This is a genomic window from Cytobacillus oceanisediminis, from assembly GCF_007830235.1.
GTDB lineage: Bacteria > Bacillota > Bacilli > Bacillales > Cytobacillaceae > Cytobacillus > Cytobacillus oceanisediminis.
This window is the reverse complement of record NZ_VLKI01000001.1, coordinates 362006-387375: the sequence shown is the minus strand read 5'-3', so window position 1 is coordinate 387375 and position 25370 is coordinate 362006. Positions and strand designations below refer to the sequence as shown.

The 25370-nt window shown below is 37.1% G+C and carries 21 protein-coding genes and 3 pseudogenes; 19 read left to right on the top strand and 5 right to left on the bottom strand.

Annotated elements, in window-relative coordinates; translation table 11 throughout:
• Positions 1 to 136 precede the first annotated feature (136 nt).
• Positions 137 to 2020, top strand: coding sequence for a sigma-54-dependent Fis family transcriptional regulator (locus IQ19_RS01795; RefSeq protein ID WP_144539298.1), 1884 nt, complete (start codon positions 137 to 139; stop codon positions 2018 to 2020).
• Between the two features lie 333 nt (positions 2021 to 2353).
• The gene (locus tag IQ19_RS01790; RefSeq protein ID WP_144539296.1) at positions 2354 to 2830 is read left to right on the top strand and encodes a carboxymuconolactone decarboxylase family protein; all 477 of its coding nucleotides are present in this window, start codon (positions 2354 to 2356) and stop codon (positions 2828 to 2830) included.
• A gap of 121 nt (positions 2831 to 2951) precedes the next feature.
• Here the strand turns inward: IQ19_RS01790 and sigJ are convergent, their stop codons facing one another.
• Entirely contained in the window at positions 2952 to 3818 is an 867-nt protein-coding gene (gene sigJ, locus IQ19_RS01785; protein ID WP_144540049.1) for an RNA polymerase sigma factor SigJ, read from the bottom strand.
• Positions 3819 to 4352: 534 nt separating this feature from the next.
• Positions 4353 to 5783: a MocR-like pyridoxine biosynthesis transcription factor PdxR gene (gene pdxR / locus IQ19_RS01775; RefSeq protein WP_144540047.1), complete on the bottom strand. Its 1431-nt coding sequence runs from the start codon at positions 5781 to 5783 to the stop codon at positions 4353 to 4355.
• 121 nt (positions 5784 to 5904) lie between these two features.
• Here pdxR and IQ19_RS01770 point away from each other — a divergent pair, with 121 nt between their 5' ends.
• The 3 genes and pseudogenes from IQ19_RS01770 to IQ19_RS28330 form a co-directional block, all read left to right on the top strand.
• Entirely contained in the window at positions 5905 to 6864 is a 960-nt protein-coding gene (locus IQ19_RS01770) for a proline dehydrogenase family protein (protein WP_144539294.1), read from the top strand.
• A gap of 57 nt (positions 6865 to 6921) precedes the next feature.
• Positions 6922 to 7552: pseudogene (locus IQ19_RS01765) on the top strand (MOSC domain-containing protein); the annotation flags it as partial.
• Positions 7527 to 7632: pseudogene (locus IQ19_RS28330) on the top strand (antibiotic biosynthesis monooxygenase); the annotation flags it as partial. The pseudogenes IQ19_RS01765 and IQ19_RS28330, both read left to right, overlap by 26 nt.
• A gap of 374 nt (positions 7633 to 8006) precedes the next feature.
• Here the strand turns inward: IQ19_RS28330 and IQ19_RS01755 are convergent.
• The gene (locus IQ19_RS01755) at positions 8007 to 9239 is read right to left on the bottom strand and encodes a hypothetical protein (protein ID WP_144539292.1); all 1233 of its coding nucleotides are present in this window, start codon (positions 9237 to 9239) and stop codon (positions 8007 to 8009) included.
• A gap of 348 nt (positions 9240 to 9587) precedes the next feature.
• On the opposite strand from IQ19_RS01755, the gene IQ19_RS01750 reads away from it, so the two are divergent.
• From IQ19_RS01750 to IQ19_RS01690, 13 genes and pseudogenes are all read left to right on the top strand, one after another.
• Positions 9588 to 11024: a sodium/glutamate symporter gene (locus IQ19_RS01750; RefSeq protein ID WP_144539290.1), complete on the top strand. Its 1437-nt coding sequence runs from the start codon at positions 9588 to 9590 to the stop codon at positions 11022 to 11024.
• Positions 10999 to 12426 (top strand): M20 family metallopeptidase, encoded by a 1428-nt coding sequence (locus IQ19_RS01745; RefSeq protein ID WP_144539288.1) that lies wholly within the window; start codon positions 10999 to 11001, stop codon positions 12424 to 12426. The genes IQ19_RS01750 and IQ19_RS01745 overlap by 26 nt, the downstream gene beginning before the upstream one ends.
• A gap of 758 nt (positions 12427 to 13184) precedes the next feature.
• Positions 13185 to 14189 (top strand): ester cyclase, encoded by a 1005-nt coding sequence (locus tag IQ19_RS01740; protein WP_144539286.1) that lies wholly within the window; start codon positions 13185 to 13187, stop codon positions 14187 to 14189.
• Between the two features lie 74 nt (positions 14190 to 14263).
• Complete coding sequence (locus IQ19_RS01735; protein ID WP_144539284.1) at positions 14264 to 15856, top strand: sodium:solute symporter family transporter; 1593 nt, start codon at positions 14264 to 14266, stop codon at positions 15854 to 15856.
• 93 nt (positions 15857 to 15949) lie between these two features.
• A complete protein-coding gene (locus tag IQ19_RS01730; RefSeq protein WP_144539282.1) occupies positions 15950 to 16969 on the top strand; it encodes a LacI family DNA-binding transcriptional regulator in 1020 nt (339 codons plus the stop codon).
• Between the two features lie 30 nt (positions 16970 to 16999).
• A complete protein-coding gene (locus tag IQ19_RS01725; protein ID WP_144539280.1) occupies positions 17000 to 17761 on the top strand; it encodes an SDR family NAD(P)-dependent oxidoreductase in 762 nt (253 codons plus the stop codon).
• A gap of 56 nt (positions 17762 to 17817) precedes the next feature.
• On the top strand, positions 17818 to 18999 hold the full coding sequence (locus IQ19_RS01720; RefSeq protein ID WP_144539278.1) for an ester cyclase: 1182 nt from the start codon (positions 17818 to 17820) through the stop codon (positions 18997 to 18999).
• 258 nt (positions 19000 to 19257) lie between these two features.
• Entirely contained in the window at positions 19258 to 19881 is a 624-nt protein-coding gene (locus IQ19_RS01715; protein WP_144539276.1) for a cupin domain-containing protein, read from the top strand.
• 2 nt (positions 19882 to 19883) lie between these two features.
• Positions 19884 to 20627 carry an alpha/beta fold hydrolase gene (locus IQ19_RS01710; protein WP_144539273.1) on the top strand — a complete coding sequence of 248 codons (744 nt, stop codon included), beginning with the start codon at positions 19884 to 19886 and terminating at the stop codon, positions 20625 to 20627.
• Positions 20617 to 21390: an HpcH/HpaI aldolase family protein gene (locus IQ19_RS01705; RefSeq protein ID WP_144539271.1), complete on the top strand. Its 774-nt coding sequence runs from the start codon at positions 20617 to 20619 to the stop codon at positions 21388 to 21390. The genes IQ19_RS01710 and IQ19_RS01705 overlap by 11 nt, the downstream gene beginning before the upstream one ends.
• 688 nt (positions 21391 to 22078) lie before the next feature.
• Positions 22079 to 22405: an antibiotic biosynthesis monooxygenase family protein gene (locus IQ19_RS01700; RefSeq protein ID WP_144539269.1), complete on the top strand. Its 327-nt coding sequence runs from the start codon at positions 22079 to 22081 to the stop codon at positions 22403 to 22405.
• A gap of 20 nt (positions 22406 to 22425) precedes the next feature.
• Positions 22426 to 22608, top strand: coding sequence for a hypothetical protein (locus IQ19_RS01695; RefSeq protein ID WP_144539267.1), 183 nt, complete (start codon positions 22426 to 22428; stop codon positions 22606 to 22608).
• Between the two features lie 12 nt (positions 22609 to 22620).
• A pseudogene (locus IQ19_RS01690) lies at positions 22621 to 23013 on the top strand (DinB family protein); the annotation flags it as partial.
• A gap of 96 nt (positions 23014 to 23109) precedes the next feature.
• On the opposite strand, the gene IQ19_RS01685 reads toward IQ19_RS01690, so the two are convergent.
• Positions 23110 to 23580 (bottom strand): DinB family protein, encoded by a 471-nt coding sequence (locus IQ19_RS01685; protein ID WP_144539263.1) that lies wholly within the window; start codon positions 23578 to 23580, stop codon positions 23110 to 23112.
• 414 nt (positions 23581 to 23994) lie between these two features.
• Entirely contained in the window at positions 23995 to 24552 is a 558-nt protein-coding gene (locus IQ19_RS01680) for a helix-turn-helix domain-containing protein (RefSeq protein WP_144539261.1), read from the bottom strand.
• A gap of 112 nt (positions 24553 to 24664) precedes the next feature.
• On the opposite strand from IQ19_RS01680, the gene IQ19_RS01675 reads away from it, so the two are divergent.
• Positions 24665 to 25261: a LysE family transporter gene (locus IQ19_RS01675; RefSeq protein ID WP_144539259.1), complete on the top strand. Its 597-nt coding sequence runs from the start codon at positions 24665 to 24667 to the stop codon at positions 25259 to 25261.
• Positions 25262 to 25370 lie beyond the last annotated feature (109 nt).

The window sequence follows — 25370 nt, the reverse complement described above, 5'->3', positions numbered from 1 at the left end:
AATAAGAGATCATTGTTTATTGAAAGCGGATACATAATTTAATATAATAAACTTGAATTGCCTATAACACCCAGATTCTCTTTTTCTAATGAAATAAATGTATGCCGGAAAATTTTTTCTAATAAGAGGGTGCTCTATGGATACGACTTTTTATTTTGATACTTGGAAGCGATTTGTTCATGAAGGTGTTCTTGATCAAGCACGATTAGACAAACGAATATTGGAATCCTGGTACCGATGTAAAAAAGAAAGAGTAAACCCATATTTGAATAAAGGCATGCATTTATTAACTGAAGAGGAATTACATAATAAGAAAGCTAAAAATTCACTGCTTATCGAAATGACTGACCCATATTTAATGAAAATGGATCCGATGATAAAAAGTTCAGGCATGATGGCCCTATTAGTCGATCCTGATGGATATGTATTATCCCTTTTGGGGAATGAAAAAACATTAAAGGATGCCCGCAGAATTAACTTTATGGAAGGCGTACGCTGGACTGAGGCTGCTGTCGGGACAAATGCAATCGGAACGGCATTGGAAACCAAGGAAGCCGTCATGATTCAGGGCCCTGAGCATTACTCTGTGGCTTCTCATCAATGGAGCTGCTCTGCGACTCCCATTTTGGATGACAATGGAGGATTACTCGGAGTCATTGATGTATCATGTCCTGTAGAGCAATCTCATCCTTTTATGATTGGCATGGTTACTTCGATTGCGTATGCTATTGAAAAAGAATTAATCAAGAGATCCTACAGCAAAGAAATTACTCTTATCCAGCAAGCAGCCCAATTAGCTGAGACCCACCAAAGCCAGCTCTTCATTGTATGCAATCAACACAAACAAATCATATCCGCAAGTAAACCCATTCGTCAGAAAATACCACATGCCATTGGAATGAATCTGCAGGAAATGCTGCATAACAGATATCAGATTACCACTGAAATGCCACTCTATCTAAATGAACACAATGGCATGAATGGAATCTGCTTTTTTCTGTCAGAAGTAAATACTTCTAATCAAAACGTATTCTCTACTTCAACAAGATCAACAGACTCCTTTGTATTTAAAGGGGAATGTGGAATAAGCGAGGTTTTTCAAAGAACGTTACAAAAAGTAAAGCTCGTAGCTCCAACCGATGCTACCGTATTCATATCAGGGGAAACGGGTACAGGGAAAGAGATGGTTGCAAGAGCCGTTCACGAAAACAGCCCCCGCAAAAACGGTCCTTTCATCTCTTTGAATTGCGGGGCCATTCCTAAAGACCTTATGGAAAGTGAGCTATTTGGGTATGCAGAGGGGGCATTTACCGGGGCCAAGCGTCAAGGGTATAAAGGGAAATTTGAACAGGCTCAAGGGGGAACGATCTTTCTTGATGAAATTGGTGAAATTCCGCATACGATGCAAGTCGCTTTACTGCGGGTCCTACAGGAAAAGAAAGTTACTCCGATTGGCGGCACTAAAGAAGTACCTTTGGATATCCGGATAATAACAGCCACACATCGTGACATTACGGATCTTGTAAAACGGAGAGAATTCCGGGAGGACCTTTATTACCGGTTAAATGTATATCCGATTGATGTTCCGCCTTTAAGAAATAGAAAAGAAGATATCCCGTATCTTATTAAGCATATTTGCCAAAGAAATAACTGGAGCTTAGATAGTATGGGCATTCAAGATCTGATGACTAGTTTAAGAGACTATGACTGGCCGGGAAACATTAGGGAACTGACCAACCTGTTAGAGAGGCTGCACATTATGCTTCCAGAACAACTTTCAGGCCATCTCCCTTTAGAACAGCCCTTAGAGCTATTAAACTTGAATCATCCATCCCTTCCAGAGTATCCGATTGAAGAAAGCAGCGTGGAAGAAACAAAATTAAACGCACGGGAGAAAATACAAAGAGATTTAATGCTGGACGCATTAAAACGGACAAATGGAAATGTAACAGCAGCAGCAAAATTTCTTGGCATCCCAAGAAGTACCTTTTATAAAAGGCTGAAGAAGTTTGGAATGTGATGATAGAAAATAGGGACGGTTCTTTTGCTTTCGTAAGGAAAGTAAAAGAACCGTTTTGTATTTAGTTTGAATCTTAGTGATTATTATTCATGTCTTAGAATGTTTGGTAATCATGAATGTCACAAAAAGAATCCCGCCATCGTTATATATATGAGCGAGATTAAGAGAGGGAGGTGAAAGATGGCAGGGGAGTGAGCGAAATAGTAACTCCTGAAAGCTAGAATTAAAAAGTTAGCTTTAGTCTTGAGGCGTTACGAATGGGTCAATTTTTCATGACCTACTTAATACGCCAGTAGAAAATCAATCAATAAAAAGAAAAGGGGAAGATCAGTTGTGACACAACGTATTAATTACATGCAGCATTCACCGGAATTTTTCAACAAGATGATGGCACTGAGCAATGTGGAGAAGGAAAGTTCAATTGAGGAGAAAATACTTCATCTGGTTCACATTAGAGCTTCACAAATGAATGGATGTGCATTTTGTGTGGATATGCATATCAAGCAGGCAAAGATCCATGGAGAGGGTGAGCTTCGCCTTTATCATATCCCGATTTGGCGCGAATCCACTCTGTTTAGCCCACGCGAACGAGCAGCACTTGAGTGGACTGAGGTTTTGACTAAGCTACCTGCACACGGTGTTCCTGATGATATTTATGACAGTGTTCGTGAGCAGCTATCAGAAAAAGAACTATCAGATCTTACCTTCTCCATCATGGCAATCAATGCCTGGAACCGTATTAGCATAGCTTTCAAAACAGTGCCGGGTTCTGCTGACGCAGCTTTTGGATTGACTAAAGCTGGACTATGAGTAGTATAAACCCGCAATAATCATGGGCTTCTATAGGTTGCGTCGAACAAAAATAGACCTGTAAAATGAGATTGATCATCTTACCGGTCTCCGGATAAATAGGACCCGAATGAACTCTATTTTATACTCCATTTTTCAGTTTATCGGGGTTTCGGATAATGTATATGTTTCGGATCAAATTTCCCTCTGTATGAACGATTCCCACCGTATGAATGCCATCATTAGAACGTTGTATAAAAGCAGGTTGTTCGTTAATTTGCCTGATTTCAATTTGCGGAGTTCCCTCAGTCGTTGATGCTTTGCGTAAAACGCCGAGAAGAAAGCGAACAACGTGATCACTCGTTTTAATTGGGAAAATAGCAGCCATTGCTTTTCCTCCTCCATCAGAGACCAGTATAACATTAGGATCAAGCATAGATACCATTCGCTTCATGTTCCCCTGTTTGAGTGCTGCCAGAAAGTCAGTAATCAGTTCTATAGGGGCTGTTTCAGTATGAACAAGCTCTTCAGCGGTAATCCCCATTTTTGCACGTGCACGACTGAACAGTTTACGGCAATTCACCGCGCTTTTTTCCATGAGCTCTGCAATCTCCTCATAGTCAAAGCCCAGTGCCTCACGCAGGACAAAAACAACGCGCTCCGTTGGTGTAAGCCGTTCAAGCAGTACGATCATCGCATAAGACAATAAATCACCGCGCTCGACCGATTCTATGGAATCCTCATTCGAACTCGAATGAAACAGGGGCTCTGGAAGCCATTCTCCAAAATACTGCTCCCGTTTTTTGCGCGCTGATTTTTGTAAATCATAACATCGATTTGTGACCATTTTACAAAGATAAGCTTTAGGCTCAGTCAGCTTCTCCTTTGGAACATCATATAATTTCAAAAAAACATCATGCACAACATCCTCTGCATCAGAGACAGATCCTGTCAATTGATAGGCGAGCTTAAACAGCAAGCCTTTATATTGCATGTACATTTCTTGCATCATTTCACTTCCAATCTTATTCTGCCAAATGCTGATTCAAAGCAATGGCTGCAAAAATAAAACGAGTTAAGGAGGAGTTTTGTGACAAAGACCAAGGTGCCCCTGAAATTTGCACATAATTTTTCCTGTTTAGTTCTTATTATATGTGTTGCCTTATGAAGAAATTGTTCTGCTTATAAGACCTAAAATATGGTTAACTTTGTTATTAAATGATAAAATATGCAATTGTAAACCCTTCAAGAAACGGGTCATTTCATGAAATCCTACTGGCTATGGATCCTGCTAAACGTGGTTGTTTGGCATTTTCCTTCTTGCTCTTTTTTATCGTTCCATTAATCGAAAAAAAGACTATTTTCCTATTTTCTTTTTTATCGACTTTAATTGAGGAAAGATCGTAGAAATAATCAAATTGAATATATTATGAGCGTGTTTTGATCGATCTTTTGTAAAACACGCTCTTTCTTTTTGTTCGCTTTTAAGGGGTTTTTGCCACACACCCTCTACTGATTATGGGAAAGGTCGATTTTCCTAAAGCTAATTCAATCGACTTTTATTTCGAGTATTAGCATTATAAATGGCTTGACATAGCCTAGTTATTCCTTCTTCTATTTCTTCATTTTTTAAATGTCCATAACCCAAAATAATTTGATTTGGATGTTTTCCTTTTTCAATTGCATGATCCTCTACCGGATATATTTTAACCCCAAAAAGTTCAATTTTTTCAAGAACTCCTTTTGAAAAATGTTGTTCATTAAATTCAACAATGAGATGCAAGCCTGTCGAATCACCGAAAATATTAACCTTTTTCGAAAAAGTTGTTTTTAAACAATTGATTAGGAAGTCTCTCCGGCTTTTATAAATCTTCTTCATCTTTCCAATATGTCGTTCCAAATAGCCTTCCTTAATAAAACGTGCAAGGACGAGCTGATCTAAAGAAGGGGTATGTAAATCCGAAAACCATTTTAACTTTCGGCATTTTTCAATCAAATGTAAAGGAAGAATTAAATATCCCATTCTTAGAGCAGGTGATAAGATTTTGCTAAACGAACCAATATATAGCACACGTTCCGGTTCCAATCCTTGTAATGAACTCACGGGTGGGCCTTCGTACCGAAACTCACTGTCATAATCATCTTCAACAAGATAACAATTTGTTTTTCTAGAGTAATGAATCAATTGAATCCGCCGTTGAATCGGTAACGTACCTCCTAAAGGGAACTGATGGGAAGGAGTAACAAAGACGAATTTGGGATTTTTATTTAATGGCAGCAAAGATGTTTTCATTCCATTTTCGTCAACAGGTATGGGATAAAGCTCCGCACCTGTTGTTTTAAATATCGTTTGAATATCATTGGTGATTGGATCTTCCATAATTACCATATCCTCCGGTGATATGAGTAATTTAGAAACTAGGGTCATAGCTTGTGTTGCACCAGAAGTAATCACAATTTGGTCCGGATGACAGTCAACACCTCTTGTTTTCAGTAAATAATGCGATAAAACCTTCCTTAATTCCGGACGGCCTTCGGGAATATCATAACCGAACGAAGAGGGAGGTGTGTCACTCAAGATGGCAGAAGATAACTTGGTCCATGTTTTACGAGGGAATAAATCCAATGCGGGTATACCTGAACGAAAATTAATAGTGTTTTCATCTATTTTGTTTTCTTCTATCCAATTGGAAGAATAGAATGAAGGTTCCTTTTTATGGTGTTCTAGAAAAGCCCCGGCAGCAACAAATGTCCCCGAACCCATTCGAGAAACCAAAAAACCTTCGGCCGTAAGTTGATCATAAGCTTCTAAAATTACATTCCTTGAGACTTTCAATTCAGAGGATAGCTCACGTGTAGACGGAAGTTTTTCATCTGATTTTAGCTGACCATTTAAAATTCGGTCCCGTATTTGCTGATGAACTTGTCTAATTAAAGGTATATCTAGCGACCGGTCAATGGGTATCCAAAGCATTTTTGCATTTTCTCCTTCTGAAAGAAAAGTGGTACCTTCAAAAATCATAATAATTGGCACTAATATAAACCATTTTATCATGATAAAGTGGATTAAATTAGTAAAAAGGAGATGTATGACCATGACAAACCCTGAAATCCAAGTCGCCCAAGCACTTAAATCAATTGCAAGAAATCAACAGGTTAAATCTTATATCCAACAGTCCAGTGAGCTCTACCCTTTATTATTGAAGGCTGCCAAACGGTTTGTTACAGGGGAAAATAAACAAGATGGAATCGAAATAGCAAATGAGCTGATTTCAAAAGGATATTTGATTTCACTTGAATACATTGGGGAAAATACAGCAGATTTAGGGGAATGTATAAAAGCTAAAGACGAGTTTTTGAATCTTATAGAAGAAATGGGTTCTATGTCCATGAAGCAAACGGTTTCATTTGATCTTTCCCATATTGGGTTATCTATTGATCCGGACACAGCTTATAATCATTTGCTTGAGTTAGCCAAGAAAGCAGATCAGTATGGGATTACACTTATGATTAGTATGGAGGAATCATCGAAAACGAATAAGATTCTTGATATTTATAAAAAAACGACTGAGCAGTACCCTAATGTAGGAATTACACTACAGGTACACTTATATCGATCCAGCGGTGATATTCAGGAACTCATTCATTATCCTGGGAAAATACGGATTGTCAAAGGAGCTTATCAAGAATCTGTTGAAGTTGCATTGTCCAGGTCAAAGGAATTAAATAACCGTTATCTTAATCTTTTAGAACAATTAATAGAAGCAAACCACCCAGTATCCATAGCCACACATGATGAAATTCTTATTCAGGAAATGGAACAGCGACAGTTTCTTAAACATCCAAATGTAGAAATAGAAATGCTGTACGGAATACGCCCGGATTTATTAAAGGATTTAAAAAGCAAAGAATACAAATGCAAAGTATACTTGACTTATGGGCAAGAATGGTATTTGTATTTATGTCACCGAATAGCTGAATATCCAGAAAACCTTTATCGTGCAGTAACGGATATGATTGACCCATCCTTAACAGAGAGATGTAGTTCATATTAAAAAACATTTAAAAAGACTTAAAATAAGGTATGATGTCAAAAATCGGGAGAAAATGAAATGTTAATCGGTCATATCAAGGAAATTGTCCACCATGCTGTGAAATCCTTATGGTGAAAGTGTACAGAAAACAAAAATAATGGACTATGGTTTGTATGGAGATCGTAGCCATGCTTTTTTAGATGAAACAAGACAAGGGGAATTTTGACAATAACACAACTCCCTGAAATGGTTCGATATAAAGCAAGATTTATATGGGAAGATTTAATTAAGAAATATCTTAAAGTTGAGATAATGACACCTGAAGGCAAGGTACTTTATAGGGAAGATGAAGAACTAACTAAAGAAATAGAAAACAAATCAGAACGAAAAATCTCTTCTATTACATATACCCCTTCGCATGTGCCTTTAGGGGCCATTGAGGAAGAAAACATTCAACTAGTAACCGATGCCTCATTAGATAAATTAAAAGAAATATGGGGAAAGGCCGAGGCTGATCATCGACGTTTTCGTCCTAATTTACTAGTAACATTAAGAGGAGAAATGGTTTGGCAAACGAATGCAAATAGAAAGAGAAGTAGAAATACAATTAAAAAGGCATTGTGAAAGATGCATGATTATTACTGTTGATCCTGATAATGCAGAGCGAGATTCGAGTTTGCTCAGGTTATGGGAAAATGGCAGGCAAAATAGTAAAGTTAGCTTCTCAACAAGAGGGTTTCTTAGGCGTGGAAAGTGCTGATGGGAATCACAGTGTCATACTGGGAATCTAAAGAAATTAGGGGACGGTTCGCGTGTTTCTACTCTGATAGTGAAACAAGAGAACCGTCCCTGTGTTTCTTAGTCGTGAAACTCTGCTTATTGAACAAACGGGCCAGATTGTGAAGTAAAGAAAGCCCAATTTCTCGTTTATAACACTGAGAAATTAGACTTTTAAAATTGGTATATTCTTTACGTGTAAATCCCCATTTTTCTGAATATACCCCAAACAGTATTCTTCCAGTAAATAATATGCTTCCAGCCCAAGGAGACATATATTTCAAAAAGGTCTTATTAAAATAGCCCGAAATTTTTCGATGTTTCCATTATTTTCAACATATCCAGAGTATTCAACTACTAATTGCGTATCCAAAGTTGACTGGAACTTAAGCACTCCCATTAGGCGGAAAATGAATTGTGTATACCTTTACCGGTCTTCCTTGCAAGCTGTTTTGTTTTCTCTGCTCGACTTTTGCAAGATCTTTTTCAACAAATTCATTTAATAGACGATTCGCACTCCTTACGGACAAGCCTAATGCTTCCGCTGCCTCATTGCTTGTTATTTCAGTTGTTTTTAGTCTTGTTGTTACAGTAAACACTTTTTGTAGGTGAGAGACAGAAATGTTTTTTTCTTTACTTAATTTCTCGAAGTTTTTCCAGTTGTAAAATGAATTTCCGGTTTCGCACTCTTCCTCAAATCCAAACGGTCCCATGGAGATCTCGTTTTCATCGATTACAAATGCACATGATTCCATATACGACTTTGCTTCACGGTGGGCCATCTTTGCATGTTTAAGGGCCTGACCTACCGTAATTCCAATTCCCCAGCCAATATTCACATCAAATGATAAATGTTCCTTTAAAAAGCGAATGATTCTACAGTAGTGGAAATGATTAGTCAATTCTTGCAATACACCGTAAGATGTAATGATTTCAAACGTTTGATTATACTTTTGGATCCCTAATTGAAATCCAGATTGAGTACAGAACTCTAATAGCTCCTTATGTATAGATACATGTAGTAACTCATTCTCTAAAAGATTGTTAACGGTTGGACTTTCAAGATAGCCAACGACAATCTGATTGTCCTTTATTCTGTAATATTCAACTTTCGTAATTAATTCTTCTATTTTTTCTTTAATTGAGTCTTTAGAAATGCCCAAGTAATATACGTTAAGTCCCTGTTTTTTCATAGTCTCAACAATATTGGCTGTTCTTGTTATAGATAAATCAACGATTCCTTCTCTCCATAGTTTAAAATGCTTTTCTAATACTTCTTCATATTGTCTTTCATTTTTAAAATCAATCTCTTGTTTAAGGGTATATATAGGCTTCTCATTTGGTAATAATGCTTCAAGTTCTAAAGCCTGCTCTTTTCCCCATAAAAAATCAATATATACTCTTGAAAAATCAAGTTCTTTATACTGCTGAGAAATGTTAAATAAATGCTTATAAAAGTCTTTTTCCGATATGTCCAAAAACACAACAGGCTTGGAAGACTTTTGAATTTCCTGCTCAAGGTAAAAATAGGGCAATGGACCGCCAAAAATAAGCCCATCAAAAAATTTATGGTTTTGCTTATAAATATTTTTAATCTCTTGAAGCTTCTCATATGACATAAAATGATATTCACACTGATCCTGGTACAACTTAAATATAGGCTTCAGCGTATCAATTGTACTTCTGGCAGTGATAACCCCGATTTTAATCATTGAAATACTCCTTTATCTTCTTCTTTTTCTTATTTTACTATAACTCTCTATCAAGTACGGAGAAAATAGGGAAATTTAAGTAATCATTTTTAGGATTAATTCATTATGTATTTTGTAAATTAATTAAGATATTGTTAAATTTTCTTGAATATTCGACAAATTTCTTATATAATAATTTTAGACAATGACCAAAAAAAGTCCAAAAATATTTTTAGAATTTATTGTTCTGAATTTTTTTGAAGGAGAGTGAATGCAATGGAGAAAGCATTGTTAAGTGAAGCCTTAAATGGAATATTCTTTACATTTATTTTGTTAAGCATATTCCTCCTGATTGGTACATTTTTAAGGGCGAAAGTTCCACTTTTTCAAAAAATGTTTCTTCCAGCTTCTGTTATAGGGGGATTTATCGGATTGCTTCTAGGTCCAATTGTATTAGGTGATTATGCCATTCTACCCATCCCCCAAGATTGGTTATCAATTGCCTCCCTACTGCCAGGCTTACTGATTATTCCCGTTGTAGCATCTGTACCACTTGGATTGAAATCAGCGAAAAATTCAGTCGGTTCAGGTAAAGGAAATACAACTAGAAATATCCTTATTATGTTCCTCATTTTAGGTTTAATTGGAGCAGTACAAAACCTCATTGGTGTCGGTACACATTATTTCTTTAAATTAACTGGTATGGTTTCAGATGCTTATGTAACGCTTGGAACAGAATTACAGGCCGGCTTCTCAGGCGGTCATGGTACAGCTGGTGTAGTTGGTAGCTTGTTACAGTCCATGAACCAGCCTTATTGGGAAACGGCTCAAGGGGTTGCAGTTACGACGGCAACTGTCGGTATGATTGGAGGAATACTAGTAGGGATTGCTTTAATAAACTTTGCCGCTAGAAGAAATTATACAAACTTTATCAAATCAACAGAATCTCTTCCTGAAGAGATGAAAGTAGGTTATCAAAAAGACGTCAATAAACAAGCGTCTTTTGGTAGAGAAACAACTCTTTCTTCATCTGTCGATACCCTTGCGTATCATTTGTCCCTTATCTTCGGCGTGAGTGGGGGAGCGATGCTTCTAGTTCATTATTTAAAAGTATGGGGTGTGCCAGTTCTTAGCTTAATTCCAGCTTGGGCATATGCAATCCTACTAATGTACGCAGTATGGGGATTAATGCAAAAGTTTAAATTGGACTGGTCAGTCGATGAAAAAGTAAAAAGTAAAATCTCTGGAACTTTGACAGAATATGCAGTTGTTGCTGCCATTATTAGCTTGCCTGTTCAGGCAGTTTTCACGTATCTCCTGCCATTAGTAACAATGATGGTAATCGGTTTAGCCGTAACAGCTGTGTTAGCTTATTTCTTATGCAAAAAGTATTTTGGAGAATATTGGTTTGAAAGAAGCATGGCTGTTTTAGGAACATGCTCTGGCGTTTTTATTACAGGACTCCTACTTTTAAAGATGGTTGATCCTGATTTTAAGTCACCGTCGCTAAGTGATTATTCTTTGGGCTATTCGTTTAATACTGTGGTAGGATTCGCCTTATTCCCATTAAATTTTGGTATTCTCATTGAATATGGTGTCCAAACCGGCCTGCTATTCATAGCGGCTACATTAGCAATTTACATGATTCTTTTATTTGTATTTGGAAGAAGAAGGGGAGGAGTACAGAATGAACCAGCATCATTGGGTGAATAATTTTATTGAAAAAACACGTGATCAATGGATTGCCACCAGTGATAAGATTTGGGAGAACCCTGAAACGAGATTTGAAGAGTATGTATCTGCTGGAATTTTATCCGAACAACTTGAAAGAAAAGGCTTTCGCGTAACAAAAGGAATCGCTGGGATTGAAACGGCTTTTGTTGGTGAATTTGGAGAAGGGAAGCCCGTAATTGCCTTTTTAGGTGAATATGACGCCCTTTCAGGTATGAGTCAAAAAGGAAATGTAGCATACAAGGAAAAAAATATCGAAGATGGAAATGGACACGGCTGTGGTCATAACTTGCTCGGAACAGGAGCATTGGCTGGAGCGGTCGCCTTAAAGACATATATGGAGGAACATGACTTAAAAGGAACGGTTCGCTTCTACGGATGTCCTGGTGAAGAGGGTGGATCTGGAAAAACGTTTATGGCAAGAGAAGGAATATTTGATGATGTTGATATGGCCTTATGTTGGCATCCTGGTCCGCATACAGGAGTGATTGCATCCAGTTTCTTATCTAATATCCAAGCGTATTTCAAATTCAAAGGGACAAGTTCTCATGCAGCTGCCTCTCCACATCTAGGCCGCAGTGCGTTGGATGCTGTGGAATTAATGAACGTTGGTGTCAATTATTTACGTGAACACGTTATACCTGAAGCTCGTATTCACTATGCCATAACCAACACGGGGGGCATTTCGCCAAACGTTGTTCAAGCAAATGCGGAAGTGCTTTATCTGATCCGAGCTCCGCAAATAGACGAAACAAAAGAGATTTATGAGCGAATAAAGAAAATTGCAGAAGGTGCCGCTCTTATGACTGAAACTGAAGTAGAAGTCATCTTTGACAAGGCATGCTCCAATTATATTCCGAGCAAAGTATTAGGAAAAACGATGTATGAAAGCATGCTTGAAGTCGGTTTGCCGGAGTTTTCAAATAGCGAGCAACAATATGCAAAAGAGATTTGGAACTCGTTAACCGCAAACGAAAAAAATAACGCAGGCCAACTCGTGGCGATTGCAAATGAAAAAGTCAACATCCCTTCTGGTCAGTATTTAGCAGAAGAAATCCACCCCAAATATGAATCTAACGCGGTGGTACCAGGTTCATCTGATGTAGGGGACGTCAGCTGGATTGCTCCTACTGTCCAGTGCATGATGACAACATGCGCATTAGGAACGGCTCTTCATAGCTGGCAAATGGTCGCACAAGGCACTTCATCCATCGCTCATAAGGGGTTGCTGCAAGTATCAAAAGTCCTCGCATTGACAGCAATTAAAGCATTGGAAAATAAAGATATTATCGAGAGCGCCAAAAAGGAATTACTAGAAACATTGAACGATACTCCTTATGAATGCCCTATTCCTGCCGACGTGCAGCCATCAAAATTAAAATAAAACGATATGTCCTACCAAATAACGCGAGTATCTTAGCTAGTCATTATGGATAACTTTTACAGTACTCAATGTAAAGTTATCCATTTTTTGTTTCTATATTAAATTAGGTTCAAATGAGTGCCTGTTCCCAAGTCTTGTAAAGCTTTACCGTACTAGGGGTTAGTCACGTTTTATCCAGATTCCTTTTCTTGAGGAACTAAAAGAAAAGCTTTTAAGTGTATATGGAGAGGAACCTCTTCCTTTTACCGGATTGAACAAGATTATATGAAGAGGGTAGAAAATTGATTTTTGATTACATTAGACATACCTCTAGGTAACTAATAAAAAAGCCCTATAAGTATTGAAAATGTTTATCTGTAGGGCTTTTATTCATTGGTAAATACGTTGGCGTAGCTTGGTAAATACCTTGGTAAACAGGGGGTAAAGAAGATGGCAAGTGTGGTAAAATCTCTTGGCTGTAATCATTTAACGTATTTTCACTGTTTTTAGTATAAGAAAATTGTTTATGTGAAAAAAGCTTTACTCTTTAATTAATTTTGTATATAATTTTAAAAAATAGAATTTTCTAAAAATGGGGTGATAAATAACACTTTTAATACTGTTTTGAATGCGCATTCAAACTTTTTATGTATTTCCTTGAATGCGCATTCAATGGATAGAAAAAATTTGTTTTTTGAATGCGCATATAATATTTTTAATTTTTGAATGCGCATTCATATGTTCAGTTATTACACTATTTATTTAAAAAGGAGAGCATTATGGATTCTTTAAATTTAAAAAATAAAAAGCTTATCAGTAAATTTGCGGATGATTTAAGAAATTCTAGTTTCGATAAAATTAAAGCTATCTTGGAACGTTATTATGATGAAAATGCCGTCATGTATACTTCTCATCCTTTTAATAAAATTGAAGGAATAGATCAAATTTGCGAGGTGTTTTACAAGCCGCTCCTTCAATCCTTTCAAGATATAAAGAAGGATACGTACATTTTGATGGCCGGACAATATGAAGGTGGAAATTGGGTAAGCGCTACGGGGAATATGGTTGCAACGTTTATTAAAGATTGGATTGATATTCCTGCTACGCATGGGGCAACTTGGATTAGATTTGGAGAATTCCATAAGATTGAAAATGGAAAGATTGTTGAAACAAGACTGTTAATCGATATTCTGGATGTAATGAGACAGGCTGGATTTAAGTTCATTCCGGCATTAGCTCCTGAAATAATTGTGCCTGGTCCTTCTACATTTGATGGCGTCTTATTATACGAGACAAATAATAAGGAAAGTGAAACATCACTCCAATTGGTTGAAGACATGATATACAAAGGACTAAGGAAAGCTGCAACTGGGCTTGAAAAGCAAGGGCTAGAAGCTTTTTGGTCAGAGGACTTTATGTGGTATGGTCCTGCAGGAATAGGAACAACTAAAGGAATTAGTGGATTTAAAGAATTTCACCAAGGTCCATTTTTAAAAGCACTGCCTGATAGGGTTGGAGGGCATAATCATGCTGCACGTTTTGCAGATGGTCACTACATAGCCTCAACAGGCTGGCCAAGTGTAGAGGCTACTCACACAGGTGCTGGATGGCTGGGAATTCCAGCACCTAACAAGAAGGTATCAATGAGAGTGATGGATTGGTGGAGAAGAGAAGGGGATCTCCTTGTTGAAAATTGGGTCTTTATAGATATCATTGAATACTTATTGCAATTAGACATTGATATCTTTGATAGGTTAAGAAAGAAACATTACCTTATAAGATAATGGGTAGCAGCGTGCCTTATAATCGTATATTTTTTTGAAATGGAAGTGAATATTACAAAGGGGGAAAACAGTTAATGCATTGGATTGACATTTTAATTGTGGCAGTTTACATGATTGGTTTAATTTATATGGGATATAGACTTAGCAAAGGAATGAAAACCCAGCAGGATTATTTTGTTGGCGGCAGATCAGTTGCAATGTTCCCGATTGCACTTTCAATAGCGGCTACAACAATTAGTGCAAATTCTTTTATAGGCGGTCCCGGGTGGTCCTATAATTCCGGTTTAATGGCGTTTATGCTGAATTTTAGTATCCCACTAGTTTTGGCTGTGACTTTGTCTGTATTCTTGCCTTTTTTCTACAATCTAAGAGTTACTTCCATATATGAATATATCGAGATGCGCTTGGGTAATAAGAGTAGGTTATTAGTCGTTTTAGGTTTTTTAGCATCAAATATAATCCAGGTAGGTTCCTTTCTTTTTATTCCTTCCCTAGTAATACAACAGTTTACTGGATGGTCTTTGACAACTGTAGTACCAATTGTTGTAGCTGTTGCAATTATCTATACATTACTTGGAGGTATTAAGGCGGTTATTTGGACAGATGCTGTCCAAATGTTTGTGTTATGGGGTGGACTCATTGCAACCATTGTGATCGCATTAAAAGGTTTAAATATGGGATTTTTTGAAGCAATGAGCGTTGCCAAGCAAGAAGGAAAATTGGCAGCTCTAGATCCTTCATTCGATATTAAATTAGAAAATGGTGTATGGGTAGCTCTTATTGGCGGGTTCTTTATGTGGCTTAAGTACTTCGCTACAGATCAGACGCAAACACAGAGAATGTTTTCTGCCAAATCTGTAGCAGATGTAAAAAGGTCACTTTGTATTAGTGGTTTTGTCATGAATATTACTTATTTTTTATTTATGCTTATAGGAGTACTATTGTTTGTGTTTTTTGGGGGAAGAGAATTTGATAATTCTAATAATATGATGATCACTTTTATTGCTGATAATATACCGATCGGCGTACTAGGATTAATTATCGCTGGTGTATTCGCTTCCGCTATGTCCAGTGTAGATTCGGTTCTTAACTCGGTTACAACCGTTTTTGTAAAAGACATTTATGAAACTTATGTTACAAAAGGAAAAGAAGCCTCATTAAAGGTTTCAATGGTATTTACACTAGTGTTTGGGGTTCTGTTGATTGGTTTTACCCTTCTGGCATTTAGTGGAACAACTGCTTCTATACTGCAAGTGGTAGGAAGTTATCTTTCATACTTCTCGGGATCGATATTAGCTTTATTTGTATTAGCTATGTTTACTAGTAAGGCAAATGATAAAGGTGTAGCTGCGGGCTTTATATTAGGAATTGCGATAACCATATATATAGGTAAACTTGGTCTTGTTAACTGGCTTTGGAATTACCCATTGGGCTTCCTAATTACCTTTATTATTGGCTTTTTGGCAAGTTTAGTTTTTAATGGGCAACAGAAAGATAATTTTAAGGAGTTTACTTTTAAAGGTCAAAGAGCAATGCTTATTGCAAAAGGAAAAACGAATGAAGAAGACGGGACTTCCATACTTCCTGGTGTAATTGACAAATACACTTACATCCTCATTGGATTCTTTGTGATACAGGCAATTATATTGGCTCTAATTCAGTTTTAAAATTAATTTCAGAAAAATTTTGATAATACCTATCTATTTTTGTTGCTCGCTTAAACAACTTTTAACTTCATTATAATGAAAGGGTTTTAATTGATGAAAAACCAAATTAGTGCGTACGATGTAGCCCGGCAAGCTGGGGTTTCACAATCAACTGTTTCAAGGGTGCTTAATAATTACCCGCATATTAAAGAGGCGACGAGAAAGAAGGTTCTTGTCGCGATAGAAGAACTCGGTTTTACCAGAGATGAGATAGCTAGAAGCCTTGCGAGTAAAAAGACGAGAACCATTGGATTAATTGTCGGTGACATTACGAATCCCTTTTTCTCGGAATCTGCAAAGGTAATAACCAAGAAAGCACAAAAATTAAACTATAATGTAATCCTTTGTAATACAGACCATAATGAAATACAGCTGGAGAAGGATATCCAAACACTGAAAGGGAAACGAGTAGATGGCATCATTATCGCCTCGGCAGATAAAGATAATCAAAAAATAAGCACCCTTTTTGATCAAGGATTTCCAGTTGTACTTTATAACAGTATCATGCAGCATGACAAAGCAAATTATATTGCTGTGAATAATTACAAAGGAGCAAGGCTTGCAGTTGAGCATCTATTTAATTTAAACCATCGAAATATCGGATATATTGCAGGGCCATCCAAGTACTTAACAACTCACTTCAGAAATCTTGGCTTTAAAAATGCACTTGAAGAATTTGGGGTTGAAATAAATAAACAATATGTATATCAAGGTGAATTTTCGTATAACGAAGTGTATCAGTTCACCAAAAAAGTTCTAAGACTAAAAAATCGTCCAACATGCTTTTTTGCAACTTCAGATCAAATGGCATTTGCAGTTTTAGATGCAGCTTCAAGTGAAAACATCAGTATTCCAGATGAACTTTCAGTCATTGGATTTGATGATGTTGACTTAGCTAAAAATGAATTTATTGGTTTGACCACTATCACACAGCCTAAAGAAAGAATGGCAACTCTCGCATTGGAGAACCTTATATCTCTAATTGAGGAAAGTGAAGAAATGGACTCTCCATTACAAATTATTTTGGAACCTGACCTGGTAATAAGGAAGACTACAAGCATTTGTCATAAGTAATTAGTGAAGTATTAACTAGGGGATGATGACTTGGAGTATTTATCTGATCTACAGGGGAAAAGGATTATTGTGACAGGCGGAAGCAAAGGGATAGGAAGAGAAATCGCCCTGGCTTTTGCCAAGTTAGGATCTATTGTAGTAATTACAGGTCGAAACGAGAGTGACTTGTCTGATACGACTAGAGAATTAAAACAACATAACCCTGTATGTTCCTCTATTAAAGCTGATATGCAAAATGTATCCCAAATCTATTCGATGGTAGATGAGGCTGTTGAACATATGGGAGGCCTAGATATTATTATTAATAACGCAGGGATTAACATACCTAAGCCTGCTATAGATGTTACAGAGGATGATTGGGACGCTATTATTGATACGAACCTAAAAGGAACTTTCTTCTGTTCACAGCGTGCTGGGAAGTATTTGATACTCCAAAAACAGGGAAAGGTTATAAATATTGTTTCTCAAATGGCTTTTGTTGGATATATTAAACGTTCTGCATATTGTTCTAGTAAGGGAGGAGCAGTGCAGCTTACAAAAGCTTTAGCTGTTGAATGGGCACCTTATAACATAAAAGTAAATGCCGTAGCTCCCACTTTCATTGAAACAGAATTTACATCTGAAATGTTTAAAGACAAAGAATTTTATCAAGATGTTCTTAACAGAATACCCTTAGGTAAACTGGCTAAGCCATCTGATGTGACAGGAGCTGTGTTATTTTTAGCTTCTGACATGGCAAACTTCATCACAGGTGAAACAATAAAAGTCGATGGAGGATGGACTGCAATTTAATTAGTTTGAATATTACTAATTTTGGAACCTGTTAAATATTAAATAAGGAGAAATTCATGGAAAAGACAGAAGAACAGAAACATGAAAAGGTAGCGATGCCAGAAACAGCTATTCAACATCACGATAAAGTGTTTTATGGAGACTCAAAAGAAGTTAACACATTGGGGTACGCTGATTATAACGAATATTCAATGAATAAAACTAGAAAACAAAGCATGAAAGGTTTTGACAATGAATATTTGGACTTTGTAGATTATATTTTAAAAATTACTCATCGAATTTGGGAAGAAAAAGGAATTGGTGTAATTTATCAGACGTACCATAACAATGTGGTTATGCATTCTGGAACAAGTAGCATTCAGGGTGTAAATGAAGTTGTTTCAGGAACGCTCCAAACTTTACATGCATTTCCTGACAGAAAGCTTTTAGGTGAAAATGTTATTTGGTCCGGAAATGATAGAGAAGGGTTCTTATCTTCACACAGAATTGCTTCTAATGCAACGAACCTAGGGGAAACAAGCTTTGGACCAGCAACGGGTAAAAAAGTCTTTTTTAGGACAATTGTTGATTGTTTTGTTCATTCTAATAGAGTCATAGAAGAGTGGTTAGTCAGGGATAATCTGTATATCGTCAAACAGTTAGGTTTTGATCCAATAGAGGTTGCAAAAAAACTTGCTAAAGGATTAGAAAATAAGACACCTGCTTTGCAATCTCGTTTCGGGGGAAGTGAAGCCATGGAAGGACAGTTTGTTCCGAAGGTTTATACTCCAATGTCAAATAATTTTGAAATTGGTGAATTTATATTAGAAATGTTCAATAAAGTTTGGGAATGCCGCTTATTTAATCATGTGAAGGATTTCTATTCTGATAATGCTGTTGTCCATTATATTTGTGATAAAGATTTAATGGGTGTTAACCAAATTCAAGGCATGTTAATCAGCCTGTTTTCGTCATTTCCCACTGCAAAATTCATCGTTGAAAGAGTGACCTGTAATAAGAGGGTGTCGGATGATGAATGGGATGTAGCAGTGAGATGGCGGTTACAGGGTATTCACGGTGGGATTGGATTCTTTGGTCAACCGAGTGGGAAGCCCATTGAGATATTAGGAATAAATCATTTAAGGGTACGTAAGAAGAAGATCGTGGAAGAATGGATCACTTTTGATGGTCTCGATGTCTTGATGCAAATTCACCTTCATAATGATGATGAATTCTATGATCCCAATGAGAATGAATAATAAACCTCGTTCATTAAATGATTGGTTATATACAGCATGCATTAATTGCGTAGCGCTTTATATAAAATTGAATGCGCATTCAAAGGAGGACTGGTTTTACAAATGCCATCTAAACCATTGCACAAAAATAAGAACAGCGGTACAGGACGGGAAGGAATTAAGTATTCAGTAGAAGAGATGACGGAATTAAAGCTTGTTACATTTAAATTATAATAAGTTTCTATTATAAAAAACATAAATTGAGAGGATGGTATTATTATGCAAACGCAACAACCAAAGGTAGTTAAACATGTAACAAATGAAGACATGGAGAATAATTGGATTGTAAGATTTGATGAATTAAAATCAAAGGCGATTCCATTGATGTTTATCGACAGTATTTTACCTGGGCATCAGCGTCTTAATTATGCTCTTATTGGAGATACAGCAAGTGAAAATGATAAGTATAGTCCAGAAATTACTGAACCGCACGGGTTTCAAATTGGAATGGTCAAAGCCCCTCCAGGAAATGGTCCAGCATTTCATACTCATGATTATATAGAAGCATTCCTTCCTCTAACGGGAAAATGGCGGTTTTATTGGGGGAAAAATGAGGATGAAATTGAAGGTGAAACAATCATTGAACAATGGGATTTAATCTCACTGCCCCCAAGATTATGGAGAGGATTTGAAAATATTAGCAATGAAGATGCATGGCTATTTGCAGTTCTTGAACAACATGAAGTATTTAATGGGAAGGACCCATACTGGTCACCACAAGTAGTTAGAAAAGCAGCAGAATTTGGCTTTCATGCTGATGATTCAGGAAAGATGATCAAACCAAAAAACTTTGAAGATCTTGAAAAACAAATGGCAAAGAAACTCCGTGCTGGTGAGAAGTAAATATGGGGAAAGAACCGTTAATATTGCTGCCAGGTACATTGTGTGACCACAGACTCTGGGGGCACCAGGTTCAACATTTAGCTGATATTGCAGACATTTCAATTGGCGACATTACAAAAGACGATACGATTAAAGGAATGGCAAAGTCGATTTTATCTAATGCTCCGGAAAAGTTTGCTCTTGCTGGATTATCTCTTGGTGGAATCGTAGCAATGGAAGTTGTTCATCAAGCACCTGAAAGAGTTACTAACCTTGCGCTTCTTGATTCAAATCCTAATGGACCCAAACCTGAACAAATTGAAGCGTGGGAAAAATTCAATGTAATGGTAGACGAGGGAAGGTTTAGCGAAATAACTGAAAAGTTTCTTTTACCTAATTTAATTCATAAAAATCGGTTAGCGGATAAACGGTTAATAGCCACTATATGTGATATGGCTGAAAAAGTGGGATCGGAAGCATACAAACGGCAATTAAAAGCTGTAGCATCCCGCTCAGATGCTACTGATAAATTGAAAGGGATTCAGTGCCCAACCTTATTATTGGTCGGCAGGGAAGATGCTGTTTGTCCAGTAGAATTTCATAAACAAATGTCATTTTTGATTCCTAATTCAAAACTAGCTGTAGTAGAAGATTGCGGACATTTAAGCAGCATGGAACAACCGGCAATAATAACACTTTATCTAAGGCAATGGTTGCTTGAGGTTAATCCTTTTGAAAGACAAGGAGAGAATGAAATTGAAAAATGAGGTAAAGCGAAAGCTTAAAAACGGAGAAAAGGTACTAGGGTGTTTCATAGGAACTTATTCGCCCAATTTAGTAGAGCTGATGGGTTATGCTGGATTTGATTTTATTGTTATTGATGATGAACACGGAGCGTTTAGCCATTCTGAGATAGAAAACATGATTAGATCTGCTGAATCTGTTAATGTGGTTCCAATTGTGCGTGTATCTTATGAACCTTCGAGTATTCAAAAAGCCTTAGATAGGGGGGCAAAAGGCATTCAAATCCCCATGGTGAATACTAAAGAAGACGCAGAAGAAGCAGTTCAAAAGGCTAAATTCCCGCCAAGAGGATCGAGGGGAGCTGCTTATTCACATAGAGCCGCAAGATTTGGTAAAGACAGCGGAAAGTCATTCTTAGATGCATCTGATGAAAATATATTAGTTATTCCACACATTGAGACCCTTGAAGCTGCGGAAAACTTTGCAGAAATAATGAGTGTAGATGGTATTGATCTAGCGTTCATCGGAACCACTGATCTATCGGTTAATATGGGCTTTAAAGAGGAAGGTCCTAAACACCCTGAAGTGCAAAAGGTAGTGAATAATATATATAGAAAAGCTAAAGAGAAAAACATCATAATTGGAACAGTGGCCGCAGACTCCTCTAGTGTGCAGGATGCTTTTGATAAAGGTGCATCATATGTTGGTGTTGTAGCCATTTCCGTTATTCTAAATACGATGGAGAAAATCGTTAAGGAAAATAAAGGTGAAACCATTAAAAGCTAACAAATTTTGAGAAAACACAATGAATTAAAATTAACTACGTGAACAGGTTAGAGAGGGAAAAAGGGATGTTGTGATTCTTGTCATAAAAAATGAGTGCCTGTCCCCAAGTCTTATAAAGCTTTACCGTACTAGGGCACTTTTTATCCACATAATTGAATAAGCAATTGCGCGAAATAAATAAATTTGAAATAATTGGCATTAAGTTAAAAACAAGATTTTTAAATAAGATTATTAAATTAAGAGGTAAGATATTCGTGGAAAATAGTTGTTCTAAATGTAAAACATTAATGGTAGAACCTAAACTAGATAGTTTTCCCGTTAGAGTATTTAAATCAGGAGAAAAACCCAATTCAAAAACTATGAGTGATATAAGCCCTTGTTATGTATGTCCAAATTGCGGATTTATAGAGCTTTATGCAACAAAACCTGAAAACTTCAAATAAAACCTAGTTCGATGTGTTTTAGTTCTTCATGGGCTTTTCTGAAAATCTATGCAGCATGTACTTTCAAGAACGATCTTTCATTAAAGGGCGCAATTCTGTAAAAAGAAATGCGTCCTTCTTTAGGAATAGGTCCAGTTCTGGAATGTTGAAGAACAGTAGGAACTTTTGAGGAGGATATAGAAGTTAGAATTATACTCTAAGCTATTTGACTAAATAATTAAAATAATTTTAGGGGGAACCAAAATATGAGGCCAGTTGCAAAAACTCCTCAACCACCGTATTTTGCAGTGATATTTTCTTCACAGCGAACAGAAGTTGACGGAGGTTATGGGAAAATGGCAGACAAAATGGTAGAGTTAGCTTCTCAACAAGAGGGTTTCTTAGGCGTGGAAAGTGCTCGTGATGAGGGGATGGGAATCACAGTGTCATACTGGGAATCTATAGATGCGATAAAGAAATGGAAGGAAAATTCAGCACATCAAGTTGCACAAGACAGAGGTAAAACAGAATGGTATAAAAATTTTGCCCTTAGAGTTTGTAAAGTGGAGAGAGATAAGTTTTTCGAAATGTAGTACAGGTGTGGCATTAAAAAATGAGAGGGGCTGATCATGATGGGGAAGTTTATTATGGTGAGACGCACTTTATTGTAGAAGGGAATGTGTTAATGAGTAAAAAAGAGTTTTTATTAGATCAATTGGCAGTATGCCGTAACGAGGATAGCTGGATCCAGCCATTAAGAACGGCATTAAAGGGACTGAGTTTAGAAGATGCATAGTGGAAGCAAAATGAAGGATCTCATTCCATTGGTGAGATCGCGAATCATCTTCACTTCTATAATGAGCGGTGGCTGAAACGTTTTAGAGGAGAAGAAGTGAGTCCGCCTGTTGAAAATCCAACGACGTTTTCTGCTGTAGGTTTTACCGAAATGAAATGGCAAGAACTTGTACGACGATTAGACGAGGGATTAGCTGAGTGGCAAAATGAGATTGAGGCCGCCACGGAATCAAAATTGCAGCCTATTCCTTGGAGAGAATCAACTGAGGAGACTTCAATGACTCCTCGAAAACTGTTCATGCATACTGTCACTCACGAATACCATCACAAAGGACAGATTATGGCGATGGCCCGCCAGTTGGGGTATGAACCGCCAAATACAGATGTGCTGGGGACGAGAGATTAGATTTAGATAAGAAAGGATGCCCAATGGTGCTGTACGTAATATTGATGGGCACCCTTTGTAACTTTTAAGACTAAAATTAAAATGATTTTTCCTTTTTTAGTTCTTTACTCCTGTATGATGAATAACCCGTTCCATCGCTTGAATATGCCCCAAATGGTTTGCCTCATGAAACAACGCAAATTCGGCTAATTCACCAAAGGTTTCAAGTCCCAAAAATGGTTTATCCAGCTTTTCATTTAACCGTTCAGCTGGAATTTGCTGGATTCGGACCAATTGATCCTTCAGCTGTATAATGAGCTCATCTGCTTCAGGTATATCACCTTTCCAATCAGCCGGCTTTGTACCGTTCCCAAATAATTCAATATAGTTTGCAGGGATATGGGTCGTTTTGCGGGGAAAGCCGAACATAAACTGTTCACAGACCGTTAATACATGGCCAATATGCCATTGAATTGTGTTGTTAAAACCGTCTGGCTGTATTCTTGCTACATCCTTTGATACTGACTCGATCTTTTTAATAAAATAACCTCTTGTCTTCTCAAACTGTTTAAACACTAGTTCATTCATTCTTTTCTCCCCTTCCAAATATTCTCATCTGTTAATATACCAAAAATCCGGAAAGATTAGGAGTGTCAATGGACTGAAAAATTGATTATTGTTTTCTTTTATATTCGGCGAAGGATTAGTTTGAAATTAATAAATTATTTACAATTTGTAAATGGCAGGACGTTACATCCAACCAATTATAATGTCACTTACTCAACGTTAAGCAAACCGTAAGCTTTTCTTTATCAAACCGGTTGATGATAGCACATTTCATTATTCTATTAAAATAAATTGAGCTAATGTTAAATTATTAAATTAACAACTCACTCTTACTTAAAGGATTTGCCCGGTCAATTCAGCGATATCCTTATCCCCCTATTTGGTTTGTTAATTTTGGGTATGTAATCCAAATTCACCGCAATCATAGCAATGCATTTATTCTGCCGGGTAAAATAAAATCATACTAACACGTGCCAAAGATTTCCCTAAATTATGATAGGTATGCGGTCTATCCGCTTTGAATCTGATAGAGTCACCGCTTTCTAATGTATGTTCCTCGTTATTAACCCGTATGGTTATTTCCCCATCAAAGACCACGATTAACTCTTCGGTTCCCTCGATATGGGGTTCAGCGCTAAGGTATCCTCCTTTGTCAATTTCGACGGTATATACTTCAAATCGCTTATCGTTTTCGAAAGGAAAGTAAGGATATACCCGATACCTGCCATTATCCTCTGATAATGTCTGAATTTCCTTCTTTAAAACAAGTTGAGTATCCGGCTGAGGATGATTAATCAGTGAGGTAAAAGAGATCTTTAGACCATTTGCAATCTTCCAAATGGTTGTGATGGTCGGGCTTGATTCGCCCCGTTCAATTTGGCCAATCATCGTTTTGCTTACTCCCGTTAATTCGGCCACCTTCTCTAAGCTTAATTTTTTGTTTTCTCGAAATGCTTTTAAATTTTTTGCAAGGATTAAATGAATTTCTTCCATACATACCTTCCTTCGTCTGTACAATATAACGTCCGTAATATACAATGTATAGGAAATCGTTATATTGTCGTTTTCGTACATTATAACATACACGAAAAGGAGGAAAGCAGCTATGTCTTTATTATCTTTTTTCTTATATGTTTTTGTTACCAGCTTTACGCCAGGTCCAAACAATATTATGGCCATGGTATTCGCTAATCGGTTTGGTTTAAGAAATACGATTCGATTTTGTTGGGGGGTAAGCGCAGGGTTCTTTGTCATTATGATACTTTGCAGTTATTTTAATCTCTTGCTTCATCAATTCATTCCAAGGATTGAATTGATCATGACCATCATCGGGGTCATTTATATGCTGTTTTTGGCCCTTAAAATGATGAGCAGTAAACCGGATGATCAAAACAATAATGATGGAAAGCATAACGGCTTTTTAATTGGGATGCTTTTACAATTTATTAATCCAAAGGGGATCTTATATGGGGTTACAGTGATATCAACCTTTATCCTTCCATACCATACCTCACATACGAGTCTGATATTCTTTTCCATTTTCCTTGCATTAGTCGGTTTCCTGAGTACCTTTTGCTGGAGTGTTTTTGGATCGATTTTTCAATCCTTCCTTGCGAAGTATAGAAGTCAATTTAATGTGATAATGGCTTTGCTGCTGGTGTATAGTGCCGGGTCGATTCTTGTGGGGTATTTCATTCGGTGAAAATCGTGATTGGTCTTCAATAGGAGGTGCACCCCACAGCTTTATAATGACTAGTAATCCAGTTGACTAGTGTGCGGAAAACCCGGAGGCAGATGTATGGATTGTGGGT

Excerpts from the sequence above, each read along its gene's own strand:
- IQ19_RS01795 (WP_144539298.1), top strand. The coding sequence starts at position 137 with ATGGATACGACTTTTTATTTTGATACTTGGAAGCGATTTGTTCATGAA.
- sigJ (WP_144540049.1), bottom strand. The coding sequence starts at position 3,818 with ATGCAAGAAATGTACATGCAATATAAAGGCTTGCTGTTTAAGCTCGCC.
- pdxR (WP_144540047.1), bottom strand. The coding sequence starts at position 5,783 with ATGCTTTGGATACCCATTGACCGGTCGCTAGATATACCTTTAATTAGA.
- IQ19_RS01770 (WP_144539294.1), top strand. The coding sequence starts at position 5,905 with ATGACAAACCCTGAAATCCAAGTCGCCCAAGCACTTAAATCAATTGCA.
- IQ19_RS01755 (WP_144539292.1), bottom strand. The coding sequence starts at position 9,239 with ATGTCATATGAGAAGCTTCAAGAGATTAAAAATATTTATAAGCAAAAC.
- IQ19_RS01750 (WP_144539290.1), top strand. The coding sequence starts at position 9,588 with ATGGAGAAAGCATTGTTAAGTGAAGCCTTAAATGGAATATTCTTTACA.
- IQ19_RS01745 (WP_144539288.1), top strand. The coding sequence starts at position 10,999 with ATGAACCAGCATCATTGGGTGAATAATTTTATTGAAAAAACACGTGAT.
- IQ19_RS01740 (WP_144539286.1), top strand. The coding sequence starts at position 13,185 with ATGGATTCTTTAAATTTAAAAAATAAAAAGCTTATCAGTAAATTTGCG.
- IQ19_RS01735 (WP_144539284.1), top strand. The coding sequence starts at position 14,264 with ATGCATTGGATTGACATTTTAATTGTGGCAGTTTACATGATTGGTTTA.
- IQ19_RS01730 (WP_144539282.1), top strand. The coding sequence starts at position 15,950 with ATGAAAAACCAAATTAGTGCGTACGATGTAGCCCGGCAAGCTGGGGTT.
- IQ19_RS01720 (WP_144539278.1), top strand. The coding sequence starts at position 17,818 with ATGGAAAAGACAGAAGAACAGAAACATGAAAAGGTAGCGATGCCAGAA.
- IQ19_RS01715 (WP_144539276.1), top strand. The coding sequence starts at position 19,258 with ATGCAAACGCAACAACCAAAGGTAGTTAAACATGTAACAAATGAAGAC.
- IQ19_RS01710 (WP_144539273.1), top strand. The coding sequence starts at position 19,884 with ATGGGGAAAGAACCGTTAATATTGCTGCCAGGTACATTGTGTGACCAC.
- IQ19_RS01700 (WP_144539269.1), top strand. The coding sequence starts at position 22,079 with ATGAGGCCAGTTGCAAAAACTCCTCAACCACCGTATTTTGCAGTGATA.
- IQ19_RS01695 (WP_144539267.1), top strand. The coding sequence starts at position 22,426 with ATGAGAGGGGCTGATCATGATGGGGAAGTTTATTATGGTGAGACGCAC.
- IQ19_RS01685 (WP_144539263.1), bottom strand. The coding sequence starts at position 23,580 with ATGAATGAACTAGTGTTTAAACAGTTTGAGAAGACAAGAGGTTATTTT.
- IQ19_RS01680 (WP_144539261.1), bottom strand. The coding sequence starts at position 24,552 with ATGGAAGAAATTCATTTAATCCTTGCAAAAAATTTAAAAGCATTTCGA.
- IQ19_RS01675 (WP_144539259.1), top strand. The coding sequence starts at position 24,665 with ATGTCTTTATTATCTTTTTTCTTATATGTTTTTGTTACCAGCTTTACG.